We start from the raw sequence: 14068 nt of genomic DNA on the forward strand, positions 1-14068 counted from the left end.
CTTATTACCAGATGGTGGAGATCGTTATTTATCAACACCTTTAATTCAAGATTAGGAAAATTATTTTCCCTTTTTTAAAAGGAGAATAGGGGATGAATCGAAAATTTGAATTTAAGTACAACAAGACGTACTTGATTTAAGAGTTAAAATTAAAGGTGTAAGAATACAAGAAATTAATAATACTGTGTATTCTTCCTCTTTAAATGATTATATAGATGTTCATGTTAAACGTCTTTTAAAAAATCTATTAAAGAAACAAGAATTTCATAAAATCAACCCCTTAGTTGATCTCTATAATTTAATTTCTATGGATACTAAATTAGCTTTAGGAGCCCATGATTTAGATAAAATAGAGGGAAATATTACTTTAAGACTAACTCAAGGAAATGAAAACTATATTCCTTTAGGGAGTGAAGAAGCTAAAGAGGTTAAGGCAGGTATTTATAGTTATATAGATGATGCCAATGATATTATTTGTTATAGTGAAATAAGACAAGTAGATAAAACAAAAGTCACAAATGAAAGCAAAGATATTTTCTTTATTGTTCAAGTCAATAAAGAAACCTCTGATAAATATGTAAAAGATATAGCTAAAGAATTAATTACAGTTGTGACTTATTATTTAGGGGGAACTGATGAAATACTTTAAAGACATTTTAGAACTTATTCTAGAATGTCTTTTATTTTATGAAAAAATTAAAATTCAAGGGATAACATGTAAAAAAATATGGATCTTAACCGAGTTTAAAAAAATATGTCGAATTCGACATATTTTTATTGTACTTGGATGTAAGCGCTATTATAATTGAAAAAGGGGGATATGTATGTACCAAGAATATCAAGCACTGGTGGTGTTAGATTTGTTGACGACACAGATGAATAAGTATGCCAATAAGAAGCTAAAACCTTATGGGCTTAAATTCAATGAATTAAATATTATTCGTTTTGTAGCTCAAACAAATGAATCGGTTTATCAAAAAACGATTTGTCAAAATTTTCAATTGCCTCATTCGACAGTTGTGGGAATTGTTTTTCGTTTAGAAGATAAAGGTTGGCTTTTAATGGGAAATAGTCATTTTGATAAACGTCATACACGTATTGTTATTACGGATAAAGGAAAAAATTTGATTCAGGAAACAGAAGATATCTATCAAGATATCATGAATAAAATGAAAATGATTTTATCTGAAGAAGAAATAGAAAGTTGTATTCATTCAATAGATAAAATTAAAGAATTATTTAAATAGGAGGTTGTTATGGGAATTTTTAAATTTTCAATGAGAATGCTTGTCAAAGACTATAAAAAGAGTTTATTTTATGGAATTACTCTGATATTTGCGGTTGCCGTATGTTTTGTGTTTTTCAATATTATTAATAATCCGGATTTAGCTGATCAAGCGGTTGCTCGAAGTGGTGGGACATGGAGTGACGTACAAATGCCATTTTCATCTGTGTTATCGTTTTTGATTATTTGTTTTTGTTGTTTTATGGTCTTCTTTGCAAATGATTTCTTTTTATCAAGAAAGACGACAGAACTGGCTATTATGGCAATGTCAGGTTCTGGCTATATTAATTCAACAATGTATGTCTTGTATCAAACATTCACTTTGTTGCTTCTAGCAACACCACTAGGTATTTTAATAGGAAGATGTGTTGTTCCCTTTTCTAATGCCTATATGTATCAAATGTTAGGTGTACATAAAGATCCTTCTTATATTCCTCAAGAAGCATATCTTTATTCATTTATTCTTGTAGCGATTGTTTTATCAATGATTTGTGTTTTAACAGCAGGATTTTTACATAAAAATGATATTCAAACGTTACTTTCGCAAGAAAAAGAAATGAAAGTAAAAAGAAATACAAAGAAAAGTAAAGCTGTTTTATTTTTTGGAATATATGTTTTTGGGATTGTGATGATGTTTATGAATCCCCATGAACCAACAGCTTATATTGCTCCAACGATTGTTGGCTTAGGTGGAGCAATAGGAGTGATTCGCTATGTTTTACCTGATTTTGTAAGAAATCTTAAAAGAGGGATTTTTCTTACTAAAAGATATGTTTTAATTTCTATTTCTAACTTAAATTATTCGATTCAAAGATCTTTGTTATTATTTTCATTAATGACCGTTGCTGTAACTGGAATGTTAGCAGTACTTGCAGCAAACCAAAATTCTCCACGAGAATTTACCACAGGCGTTATTGGTTATATTGTAGTGGTTGTTTTATTAGTCGTTTCAATCATTTATAAGCTATCAATGGAAGCATTAACGAGAAAAACTTTATTTGTGAATTTATGGAAGATTGGATATACCAGAAAAGAACTTAGAAAAATAGTAAGACAAGAAGTTATCAGTTATTACTTTGTTTTAATACTTATACCGCTTGTTTATATTATGTTTATTTCAGGTCGGTTTATTTACTATGGAGATATGTCATTACAATTTGCTTATATTTATATTTTATCTTATATTATTCCAATTATTGTTTCAGGATTTATTACTTATGTTCAATATATAAATGCAGTTGTTAAACCAATTAAAGGAGGAAAATAAAATGGAAAGAAAAGAAATACTTGTTGCTGATAAAATTACTAAGATATATGGAATAGGGACAAAAACGTTATTTGAAGCTTTACATGAAGTTTCACTTACGATGTATGAAGGGGAATTCGTATGTATTATGGGTCCTTCTGGAGCGGGAAAATCAACTTTTATTAATAATCTTTCAACTATTGATATTCCTACAAAAGGAAAAGTCTTTATTAATGGAAAAGAAGTACGTGTGATGTCTGAAGGAGAAATTGGTAAATTTAGATATGAAAATTTAGGTTTTATTTTCCAAGAATTTAATTTATTAGATAGTTTAACGATTTTTGAAAATATTGCTGTTCCTCTAACTCTTGCAAATGTCAATAAAAAAGAAATTACGCAAAGAGTTCAGGAAGTTGCTAAAAAATTAAATGTTGAACAAACATTAGATAAATTTCCTAATGAATGTTCTGGTGGTCAAAGACAAAGAGTAGCTATTTGTCGTGCTTTAGTTACTAATCCTAAATTGATTGTTGCTGATGAACCAACAGGAAATCTAGATAGTAAAAATTCTCATGAGATTTTATCGCTTTTTAAAGAATTAAATGAAAAAGAAGGGGTTTCTATTTTAATGGTTACACATGATAGTAAGATTGCATCTTATTCATCAAAACTTCTTTATATTAAAGATGGCATTATTGATCGTACAATTGAAAGAGAAGGTTTATCTCAAAAAGAATATTTTTATAAAATAGTTGATATTAATTCAAGTGAATCACAAGAGTTGTTTGAATAATGGGTATTTTTAAGTTATCTTTGATTTCATTAAAAAAAGATATGTCAAAAAGTATTTTCTACTTTTTGACATTCTTACTTACAACTATTTTTATATTCTCTTTTTTTAATCTTACATTTAATCCTTATTCAGGTATTCATTTAGGAAAAGATGATACAACCTTTGTGACACCGATTGCAGTCTTTGTGATTGTTATTGCTATGCTTTGTGTTTTTCTCGCAAATAACTTTTATGTTTCTAATAAAGGAAAAGAAATTTCGATTATTTTGATGTCAGGAGCAAGTATTTATCAATTAGGCTTCTACTTATTCTTACAAGTCTTTACGATTATGCTTTGTGCGATTCCTTTAGGTCTTGTTTTAGGTTATTTACTCATTCCAACGATCAATTCTTTGTTTATGATGACATTTAAATATAATGGACAGCTTTTCTATTTATCAAGCCAAACTTTTCCAGCAACATTTATGATTCTTGCTTTTGAAGTTATGTGGTGTTCTATGTTGAATTTGGGGTATTGTGTTAGAAGTACGATTAATTCTATGATTCATGATAAAAATAAAATAGATTTAAGTGGTTTAAAAGGTCCACAAATTACGAGTAAAGTTTTTATTATTCTTTATTTTGTGCCAATGGTTTTATTCTTATTTGTGAAAGATTCAACTTCTTATATGTTTATAGCTTTATTTGGTTTAATAGGAATATCAGGGCTTATTAAAAAAGTATTACCAGAATATATTCGAAAAAGGCAAAAGAATCAATCATTAGAAAATTCTGTAGATTTGATTGCTTATGGTTTCTTTCATAGTGATCTACAAAAGATTTTTAGCCTTTTACTTATTTCTTTATTATCTTCTGTTTTACTTACATGTATTACAGTCTATACATTAAAACAGCCACTTGTTTCAATGGTTGCTTTAATGTCTTATGTTTCCGTGATGATTTTAATGGCTTTAACGATTGTCTTTAAAATAGGAATGGAACTTTATAAAAGAAAAGGAAACTTTGAAAATCTTTGCTGTTTAGGATTTTCTATTGAACAATTAAAAAAGATCATAAAAAAAGAAATGATTTGTTTCTATGGAGTTATTCTTTTGCTGCCGCTATCCTATCAAATCATTATCTTATGTAATTTACTTATTAAAGCTAAAATTACGTTCTATTTATTTTTAATTATTTTATTAATTCAAATTGTTCCATTATTAATAAGCTATTTATTAAGTATCAAACTTTATAAGAGTATTTTACCAACATCTATCATTATGGAAAAATAATTATTTAAAGAATCTTTTAAAAAAGGATTCTTTTTTCTTTACTTCAAAAGGATTACATGGCTGATTTTCTTTTAAATCATAGAATTGAACTTCGTGATTTTCCGTATCAAAAATACAATAAGTAGGATGAGGATAATTTCCTCTAGGAAAAGTTACACTTCCTGGATTAATAAAAAGAGTATTTTCTTTTTTATAACAAGTAGGATTATGACTGTGACCAAAACAAACAACATCTATTTTATGATTTAATGCATATTGTTCTAAATCATACATAGATTCATCTATATGAAAAAGATGACCATGACAAATAAAAAAATTTAAACCGTCGATTGTAAGGGTTAAATCTTTGGGAATATCCGCAAAATCATTATTTCCTCTTACATTATAGAAATTATCTATTTCTAAAGGAGAATAAGGCATATAAATATCACCACAGTGAATGTAATAATCAGCTGGGTGTTGGTTGATGAAGTTTAAAAGAGTTTGTTTTGTCATTGAATGGCTATCGGATAAAATCATAATTTTCATAAATGTACCTCCGTTAAATATGCTATAATTATTTTATCATAAAATAAGAAAGAGAGGTATTTTATGGATTCTTTTATTCAGTTTAAAGATGTCAAAAAGACATATAAAGTAGGAGATATTGAAATTCATGCAAGTAATGGTGTGAATTTTGAAGTTAATAAAGGAGAATTTGTAGTTATTGTAGGTCCTAGTGGGGCCGGAAAAACAACGATTTTAAATCTTCTTGGAGGAATGGATCAAGCAACAAGTGGATCTATTATGGTTGATGGTCAAGATGTGGCTTTATATGATGAAAAGAAATTAACACAATATCGAAGAGATGATATTGGTTTTGTGTTTCAATTTTATAATCTTGTGCAAAACTTAACAGCTTTAGAAAATGTTGAACTTGCTTCACAAATATCTAAAGATCCTTTAGATGAAAAAATGGTTTTAAAAAGGGTAGAGCTAGAAAATCGTATGAATAACTTTCCTGCGCAATTATCAGGTGGAGAACAACAACGTGTAGCAATTGCTAGAGCGATTGCGAAAAATCCTAAATTACTTTTATGTGATGAACCAACGGGAGCTTTAGATTATTTAACAGGGAAAGCTATTTTAGCTTTGCTTAGAGAAATGTGTGATAAGTATAAAATGACAGTTATTGTGATTACTCATAATAGTGCTTTAGCTCCAATGGCAGATCGTGTGATTCATTTAAAAAATGGAAAGGTTGATCAAATGTTTTTAAATGAACATCCTCAACCTATTCAAGAAATTGAGTGGTAATAATGAAAAGAAATGCTTATGTTAAAAATCAAATAAGAATTATTAAAAAAACAAAAGCACGATTTTTATCTATTTTTTGTATTGTTTTTTTAGGAGCTTCATTTTTTGCAGGACTTCGACAAAGTCCTTTGATTATGAAAGAATCAATGCACGATTATTTACAAACATATAAATGGAATGATTTGAATTATATTGCAACATATGGTTTTGATGAATCTATTATTCAAAAAGTTGAAAAAGTAAAAGGAGTAGAAGCTGTTGATTATGGTTTTCGCTTTGATGCTTTAATGTCATATGATGAAAAAGCAAATATCGGGATGACAGTTTATAGTGATGATGATTTTTCAAAGGGGGTAGACCTACCTGAATTATTAAAGGGAAGATACCCTCAAAAAGATAATGAATGTTTGATGGATTATCAGTATATAAAAAAATCATCTTTGAAATTAAATAATCAAATTACTTTAGAAAATGATTATGGTAAAAAAGAATATAAAATTGTAGGAATCATTAATGATAGTCGTTATGTAAGTAATTTAGAAAGAGGTACAAACAGTTTAGGTGATGGGAATAATAGTGGGTTTATTCTTGTTTTAAATCAAGGAAATGAACATATGGCTGTTCCTGATGAATTGTTTGATTTACATGATCAAAAGACTTTTTATAATGATTTGCGTATTCATTTAAAAAATGAAAATCATTTATATGAATTTGATGATGATTATGATGAGTATGTAAAACCAATCAATAAAAAAATCAAAGCAATTTTAAAAGATTATAATCTTGATTTTTACAATCAAACAAAAGAAGATGCTTTGAATAAAATAGCTGATGGTGAAAAAGAGTATCAAGATGGTCTAAAACAATATCAAGAGGGAATGGATGCTTATCAAAATGGTATGAATCAATATCTTGATGGTAAAAAACAATATGATCAAGGATATCTTCAATATCAACAAGGTTTAAAAGAATACCAAAGTGGTTTAAAACAATATCAAGCTGGTTTAAGTCAATATCAAACAGGGTATCAAAAATACCAAGAAGGACTTAAACAATACCAAGCAGGTTACCAGACTTATTTAGATTATGTAGAAAAAGTTGATCAATATGATACATCTATCCAAACTGTTGAAGCTGCGTTAAGTCAATTTGGCGGTTATGAACAAGCTAAAAATATTCCAAGCGATTCACCTTATTATCAACAAGCACAAACTTTGATTGTAAGCTATGATCAATTAAAACAAAATGAATCACAAATCACTACTTTAAAAACACAATTACCTGTTATTAAACAAGAACTAGATCAAAATAAAACGGTTTTAGATCAAACAAATGCTCAACTTGTACAAAGTAAACAACAATTAGATGCCTCAAATCAAAAAATAAAGGCTTCTAAAGCTCTTTTAGATCAAACAGGAATCAAACTTGCTGATTCTAAAAAACAATTAGACGAAGCTAAAAATACTTTAGATAGTAACTTACCACAATTAGACGAAGCTAAAGTAAAATTAGATCAAGCACAAAGTGATTTAAATGAAGCTAAACAACAAGTAGCTGATTTACAAAAAGGAAAAATCATTACCTTAACTAAAAATGAAAGCGCAGCAATCTTAAGTTATAGTGGTAACTGTGATTCAATATCAGCTTTATCAATTCTGTTCCCAGTTCTCTTTTTCTTAGTAGCAGCTCTTGTTTCAATGACAACAATGACAAGAATGGTTGAAGAACTAAGAGTACAAAATGGAACATTAAGAGCGTTGGGCTATAAGAAAAAAGATGTGATTATGCAATATTTGATCTATGCTTTTTTAGCAACATTCTTTGCTAGTAGTATTGGAATTGTTTTTGGAACATATTTCTTCCCAAGTATTATTTACTATTTATATCGTATTATGATGTTTGATATAGGAGCACCAACACGTATTATTTTTGAACTAGCAACATGTATACAGACATATATTATTTCAGTCGTGATTATTTTATTTGTCACTTTTATGGTCTGTTATAAAGAATTACAAGCTGTTCCAGCGCAAATTTTAAGACCGAAAGCGCCTAAGCTAGGGAAAAGGATATTACTTGAAAGAATTACTTTTATTTGGAAGAGATTATCATTTAATCAAAAGGTAACAATGAGAAATATCTTTAGATATAAAAAGAGATTCTTTATGTCTGTTATTGGAATAGCAGGTTGTACAGCATTGATCGTTATTGGTTTTGGAATCAAGTATTCTGTTTCTCCACTAGCAAGCGAACAATATGGCAATATGTGGATTTATGATGGTGTTGTAAATTATAAAGATGATTTAACAGCAACGACAAAAAAACAAGCACAAGATGATTTTAAAGGGCAATCTCAAGTGAAATCGACAATGGGTATTTACAATAAAACGATCACGATTGATCAACAAATGGTAACAGTTGAAATTCCAAGTGAAACAAAAGATTTTGATCAATATATTCATATGAGTGATTATCAAACAGGCAAGACTTTAAATCTTAAAGATGATGGTGTTTACATCAATGCAAAACTTGCCGAAATATTAGATTTAAAAGTTGGTGATCAACTTACATTATCATTAGATAATAAAGATTATAAAGTAAAAATTGCAGGTATTTATAAGCTTTATTTTAGACATTATATTTATATGTCTCCAAAATACTATGAAAACTTAACCAAAGATGAAGTTCATTATAATAGCCAATATTTTAAATTAAATAAAAAAGCAAGTGAAAAGAAACTTACAAATTATTGTGATCATCATGAAAATATTACTTCTATTCAATATGTCAGTGCTATTTCAGAAGGATTCTATAGTCAAATGGAAAGTTTAGATAGTGTTGTCTTTATTTTAATTGTTTGTGCAGGTGCACTTGCGTTTATTGTTTTATATAATCTAACAAATATTAATATTCAAGAAAGAAAAAGTGAAATTGCAACGATTAAGGTTTTAGGTTTTTATCCAAAAGAAGTCTATGATTATGTCTTTAGAGAAAACATTATTTTAGCCTTTATTGGTTCGATTGTTGGACTTGGTCTTGGTAAGATTATTCATACTTATTTGATTAGAACGGTTGAAGTAGATATGGCGATGTTTATTAGAACAGTTAATATCAGATGCTATATGATTGCTATTATTTTAACAATGGCATTTACATTCTTAATTAATCTTTATATGCGAAGAGTTCTTAAAAAAATAGACATGGTTGAGTCTTTGAAAAGCATAGAGTAATCATAAATATTATTTAGGATTACGTAAAATTAAGGATTTTTTCAAAAAAAATTAAAAAAAATTGAATCTTCTAAATCCTTTACTATGGTTGACATTCAAGGGATTTACTACTTGTATAGACAGGGCAAAGGGTGGATTTTTAGTTGATTTTACGTTATAATACATTTGTATTTGTTGAAAGGAGGAGACGAATGGAGAGAAATATTAAGGAAAGAGTTAGTCAATATGTAGATGAAAACAAAGTCAAAGAGAAGTTAACTCAGTTTTTCCAAGAAAAAATTGTCAATAGAAAAGCGATGTTTATACCTATTACAGGTGTTGCAACATTTATGTTAGTAGGATACGCTGCTGCTGATACAAAAGCACCAGAAATCACATCTGATCAAATTGAGGTTCCTTATGGAGAAAAATTTGATGTTGATACTGTAGATGTAACTGACAATCGTGATAGCAGAGAAGACATTCAAGTAAGTGCCGATCTTGCATCATTAAATGTTGAACAATTAGGAGATTATAAGGTTACTGTAACATCTACTGATTCATTTAATAATGAAACAACAAAAGAAGTTACAGTAAAAGTAGTGGATCAAGAAGGTCCAAAATTTGAAACTTTAGGTTCAAATGAAGGTTATGTAGTTGAAGTTCCTGTTAATGGAAGTAGTGATTTATCAAGTTATGTAAAAGCAACTGATAATGTAGATGGTGATGTAACTCCATTTATTGAAGCAGATAAAACTTTAGATACTTCTAAATTAGGAACACAAACAATTACATTAAAAGCCACAGATGTTTCAGGAAATGAAACAGAAAAAACAATTGATTTTGCTGTGACTGATGATGCTGCACCAGTGGTTACATTGAAAAATGGTGCAGATGTTACATTAAATTATGGGTCAGATTTTAACTTATCTGATTATGTAGATGTTACAGATAACTTTGATGGTGTCGTTCAACCTCAAGTAGAAGGAAGCATTGATAACCATAAAGAAGATGGTGTACAAACTTTAACAATTAAAGCAACTGATTCATCTGGTAATGAATCTTCTGCTCAATTGAATGTTGCTGTAAAAGATACAGAAGCGCCAAAAATTTCTTTATCAAAATCAGAAGTTTCTGTAAACGTAGGAGCAAGTTTAGATTTATCTAACTACTTATCAAGTTCAACTGATAATAAAGATGGAGATGTAAAAGGAAAAGTATCAATTCCTTCTGTAAGTACTTCAAAAGCTGGTTCTTATACAGCTACTTATACAGTAAGTGATGCTGCTGGAAATCAAGGTAGTGCGTCATTAACTGTAAAAGTTAATGCGGTACGTACTTCTTCTAAGAAAGGTTCTGTAGCTATTGGTACTACTTCTAGACCAAATTATTACGGAACATCAGTTATAGGTGCTGCCTATTCAAGACTTGGGTGCCCTTACGTATGGGGTGCTGAAGGACCAAATACATTTGACTGCTCTGGTCTAGTAAAATGGTGTTATGCTAAAGCTGGTAAATCTTTACCACATTCATCAAGTGCGATGAAATCATCTGGTACTGTAATCAGTATTTCGAGTGCACAACCTGGGGATATCTTATGGAGACCAGGACATGTAGCAATTTATATTGGTGGTAACCAATACATTCATGCTCCACAAACTGGAGATGTTGTAAAAGTTTCATCTGGTGTAAGTAGCTTTACATGTGCAATTAGACCTTAATATTAAAAAGTCGTGGAAAAATCACGGCTTTTTTTGTACTTTAAAAGAATATATTTTTAATAATGAATGAAACTAATTATTGATTGTTTGGGTATAATAAAATTGAAAAAAGATTGATAAATTCTACAAATTTGCATTTTTAAATAAAATGTGTTATGATAATAGACGGTTAAAAAAATTCAAAAGGAGAACATTATGAAAACAGACATACAGACCAAGCTCAAAACATTGTTTGATGAGAAAATTAAAAATAGAAAAGCAATGTTTATTCCAATCGCTGGGGTAGCTGCATTTATGTTAGTAGGTTATGCTGGTGTGGATCATGAAAAGCCTGAGATTGTATCAAGTCATATTCAAATTCCTTACGGTGAAAAGTTTGATACGGATGCAATTGATGTTGTTGATAATCATGATAGTAGAAGTGAGCTGTTAGTAGAAGCTGATGATGATTCCTTAGATGTTAAACAATTAGGAACATATCAAGTTGAAGTGCGTGCAACAGATCAGTTTAATAATACTGATGTTAAAACAATTCAAGTAGATGTTGTTGACGAAGAAGCACCAAAATTAAAAATGTTAGGTGCAAATGATGGATATTATATTGAAGTACCAGTTTATGGTAGTCAAGATTTATCTTCATATATTAAAGCAGTGGATAATGTAGATGGAGATGTGACACCATTTATCGAAAGTGATAAACAATTAGATACTTCAAAACAAGGAACACAAACAATTAATGTTTCAGTAAGTGATAATAGTGGTAATACAACTGAAGAAGCGTTTAAATTCTTTATTGCTGATATGCAAGCTCCAGAAATTACTTTAAAATCAGGAAGTGATATTACAGTAGATTATGGTAGTGAATTTAAATGGCAAGACTATGTATCAATTAGTGATAACTTAGATACAAATATTGAACCTAAAGTAGAAGGAACAATTGATACTAAACAATTAAATCAACAAAAAGAAATGACAATTATTGCTACTGATGGCGCTGGTAATTCATCAAAAGTAACATTGAATGCTACTGTTAAAGATATTACTGGACCAAATATCGTTTTATCAACAAATAAAGTATCTGTTGATAAAGGAAGCAATGTTGATTTAAAATCATATATTACATCTGCCGTAGATAACTTAGATGGTGATATGAAAGATAAGATTTCATTCAATACAATTGATACTTCTACAACAGGAGTAAAGACAGTCACATATACAGGTGTGGATTCAGCAGGTAATAAATCAGAAGTACAATTACAAGTGGAAGTAACATTCTATGGAGAAAGAATCGTTAATACAGGTCTTTCTAAAACAGGATGTCCATATGTATGGGGATCAACTGGTCCTAATTCATTCGATTGTTCAGGATTTACACAATGGGTATATAGACAAAATGGTATTTATATTCCAAGAACTTCATCAGAACAAAAAGCTGCTGCTAAAAAAGTAGTAAGTTTATCTGAACTTGAAGTTGGAGATATTTTATGGCGTTCAGGACATGTAGGAATTTATATTGGAAATGGACAATATGTTCATGCACCACATACAGGAGATGTTGTTAAAGTTTCTTCTGGTGTAGGTAAATTTACATGTGGACTTAGATATCAATAAAGGTTTCGATTTGAAACCTTTTTTTTTGCCTTTAAAAACGATATAATATATCTAAAGAGGGTGATTTTTTGTATATTGCAACAAGTAGTCAATTAAAAAGATATGATCAAGCATTGTTGGATTATGGCTATTCAATTGAGCAATTAGTAGATAAAGCCAGTGATTGTTTATTGAAACATTTTGATAAGTATCAATGTATTATGATTGTTTGTGGGCCAGGGAATAATGGTGCTGATGGGATTTCATTAGGAATTAAATTACACCAAGAAGGTAAAGAGGTATTACTTTGCTTAACTGGAAAAGAAGAAAAACTCAGTCAAGCAAATAGATATTATCTTGACCAAGCACAATCTTTATCGATAGAGTGTTTATTTGTAAGTGAAGAAACACTTGAAGAATTTCAAAAAAGTGTTCCACATTTTGATGTGGTAGTTGATGCATTATTTGGCTTTGGACTTAATAGTGATTTAAGAGGAATTGTTAAATATGTTGTTGATCTTATAAATAATATAGAGGTAGATGTTATTGCGATAGATATTCCTACAGGTTTAAATCCTGATACAGGAAAACCTTATAATAGCTGTATTTGTGCGTATCAAACAATAACGTTAACAGCTTATAAGCTTGCTTTTTTAAATCCAGAGAGTGAAATGTATACAGGGAAAGTGATTTTAGAATTATTAGATGCTAAATCTTTTCATGAAGAAATGCTATTTTCACAACCAATTGATTTTAAATGGGCTAAATATCATATAAAAGAACGTTTATATGATGGACACAAAGGAACTTATGGAAGAATTATGCATGTAACAGGGTGCTATCATTATCGAGGAGCTGCACTTTTAGCAGCTAAAGCAGCTGTTTATGCTGGAAGTGGATTGGTTACGGTTTGGTCTAATGAAAAAGTAATTGATTCTTTAAGTTTATTTTGTCCAGAGGCAACATCATGTCAAAGACATTATTTTGATGAACATTTATTACAAGGGAAAGATGCAATTCTTATAGGAAGTGGATTTGGTTTAAATGAAGATAGTGAACGTTTTGTCTGTGAACTTTTAAATCATACACAAGTTCCAGTTGTGATTGATGGTGATGCCTTGACCATTCTTGCAAAACATCCAGAGTTATTAGAAAATCATCATTCCTCTTGGATTTTAACACCACATCATGGAGAATTTAAAAGATTTGTGGATTTTAAGCAAACAAGTGAAATGGTAGATCAAGCGAATGCATTTGCAAAAAAATATCATGTTACCTTAGTTTTAAAAAGTCCACATACTCTTATTAGTGATGGAAATGAAACATATCGTATTATGTCAGGAAATAAAGGAATGTCATCTGCAGGTATGGGGGATACACTTGCTGGAATTATTAGTAGCTTTTTAGGACAAGGTTATTTGCCAAAAGATGCGGCTATTTTAGGAACGTATTTACATGGTTTATGTGGTGATGAAGTCTATAAAGAAAATTATACGGTTGTTGCTTCAAAAGTAATTGACGAAATTCCTCAAATGATGAAAAAATTGAAACAAGATTGATTACGAAACGTGTTCGTTTCGTAATTTTTTTTACCTTTTTTTAAAAAATAAAAAGAAAAAGATCAAAAAATTGTCTATATAATAATAGGAGGAAAAAC

General features: G+C 29.4%; 11 protein-coding genes. 10 read left to right on the forward strand and 1 reads right to left on the reverse strand.

The features are described from left to right. Positions 1–184: 184 nt before the first annotated feature. The 5 genes from LJD32_RS12810 to LJD32_RS12830 all read left to right on the forward strand — a co-directional run bounded on the left by LJD32_RS12810 (position 185) and on the right by LJD32_RS12830 (position 4595). Complete coding sequence (locus LJD32_RS12810) at positions 185–649, forward strand: phenylalanine--tRNA ligase beta subunit-related protein (protein ID WP_227392570.1); 465 nt, start codon at positions 185–187, stop codon at positions 647–649. A gap of 175 nt (positions 650–824) precedes the next feature. Next, positions 825–1247 (forward strand): MarR family winged helix-turn-helix transcriptional regulator, encoded by a 423-nt coding sequence (locus LJD32_RS12815; protein WP_227392571.1) that lies wholly within the window; start codon positions 825–827, stop codon positions 1245–1247. Between the two features lie 9 nt (positions 1248–1256). After that, complete coding sequence (locus LJD32_RS12820; protein ID WP_227392572.1) at positions 1257–2552, forward strand: ABC transporter permease; 1296 nt, start codon at positions 1257–1259, stop codon at positions 2550–2552. A gap of 1 nt (position 2553) precedes the next feature. After that, positions 2554–3324 (forward strand): ABC transporter ATP-binding protein, encoded by a 771-nt coding sequence (locus tag LJD32_RS12825; protein ID WP_032089879.1) that lies wholly within the window; start codon positions 2554–2556, stop codon positions 3322–3324. Beyond that, entirely contained in the window at positions 3324–4595 is a 1272-nt protein-coding gene (locus tag LJD32_RS12830) for an FtsX-like permease family protein (protein WP_147580892.1), read from the forward strand. The genes LJD32_RS12825 and LJD32_RS12830 overlap by 1 nt, the downstream gene beginning before the upstream one ends. Here the strand turns inward: LJD32_RS12830 and LJD32_RS12835 are convergent, their stop codons facing one another. After that, positions 4596–5123, reverse strand: coding sequence for a metallophosphoesterase family protein (locus LJD32_RS12835; RefSeq protein ID WP_147580891.1), 528 nt, complete (start codon positions 5121–5123; stop codon positions 4596–4598). A gap of 63 nt (positions 5124–5186) precedes the next feature. Here LJD32_RS12835 and LJD32_RS12840 point away from each other — a divergent pair, with 63 nt between their 5' ends. The 5 genes from LJD32_RS12840 (at position 5187) to LJD32_RS12860 (ending at position 13970) form a co-directional block, all read left to right on the forward strand. Beyond that, positions 5187–5891: an ABC transporter ATP-binding protein gene (locus tag LJD32_RS12840; RefSeq protein ID WP_119363925.1), complete on the forward strand. Its 705-nt coding sequence runs from the start codon at positions 5187–5189 to the stop codon at positions 5889–5891. Between the two features lie 2 nt (positions 5892–5893). After that, positions 5894–9121: an ABC transporter permease gene (locus LJD32_RS12845; protein WP_227392573.1), complete on the forward strand. Its 3228-nt coding sequence runs from the start codon at positions 5894–5896 to the stop codon at positions 9119–9121. 191 nt (positions 9122–9312) lie between these two features. Further along, positions 9313–10821, forward strand: a complete 1509-nt coding sequence (locus tag LJD32_RS12850) for a C40 family peptidase (RefSeq protein WP_227392574.1) — start codon at positions 9313–9315, stop codon at positions 10819–10821. 195 nt (positions 10822–11016) lie between these two features. Then, the gene (locus tag LJD32_RS12855; RefSeq protein WP_227360183.1) at positions 11017–12432 is read left to right on the forward strand and encodes a C40 family peptidase; all 1416 of its coding nucleotides are present in this window, start codon (positions 11017–11019) and stop codon (positions 12430–12432) included. 68 nt (positions 12433–12500) lie between these two features. Beyond that, positions 12501–13970 (forward strand): NAD(P)H-hydrate dehydratase, encoded by a 1470-nt coding sequence (locus LJD32_RS12860; protein WP_227392575.1) that lies wholly within the window; start codon positions 12501–12503, stop codon positions 13968–13970. The last annotated feature ends 98 nt before the right edge of the window (positions 13971–14068 follow it).

The organism is Faecalibacillus sp. TM498 (assembly GCF_020589955.1).
Lineage (GTDB): Bacteria > Bacillota_I > Bacilli_A > Erysipelotrichales > Coprobacillaceae > Faecalibacillus > Faecalibacillus intestinalis.

Excerpts from the sequence above, each read along its gene's own strand:
- LJD32_RS12840 (WP_119363925.1), top strand. The coding sequence starts at position 5,187 with ATGGATTCTTTTATTCAGTTTAAAGATGTCAAAAAGACATATAAAGTA.
- LJD32_RS12815 (WP_227392571.1), top strand. The coding sequence starts at position 825 with ATGTACCAAGAATATCAAGCACTGGTGGTGTTAGATTTGTTGACGACA.
- LJD32_RS12855 (WP_227360183.1), top strand. The coding sequence starts at position 11,017 with ATGAAAACAGACATACAGACCAAGCTCAAAACATTGTTTGATGAGAAA.
- LJD32_RS12820 (WP_227392572.1), top strand. The coding sequence starts at position 1,257 with ATGGGAATTTTTAAATTTTCAATGAGAATGCTTGTCAAAGACTATAAA.
- LJD32_RS12850 (WP_227392574.1), top strand. The coding sequence starts at position 9,313 with ATGGAGAGAAATATTAAGGAAAGAGTTAGTCAATATGTAGATGAAAAC.
- LJD32_RS12825 (WP_032089879.1), top strand. The coding sequence starts at position 2,554 with ATGGAAAGAAAAGAAATACTTGTTGCTGATAAAATTACTAAGATATAT.
- LJD32_RS12830 (WP_147580892.1), top strand. The coding sequence starts at position 3,324 with ATGGGTATTTTTAAGTTATCTTTGATTTCATTAAAAAAAGATATGTCA.
- LJD32_RS12835 (WP_147580891.1), bottom strand. The coding sequence starts at position 5,123 with ATGAAAATTATGATTTTATCCGATAGCCATTCAATGACAAAACAAACT.
- LJD32_RS12845 (WP_227392573.1), top strand. The coding sequence starts at position 5,894 with ATGAAAAGAAATGCTTATGTTAAAAATCAAATAAGAATTATTAAAAAA.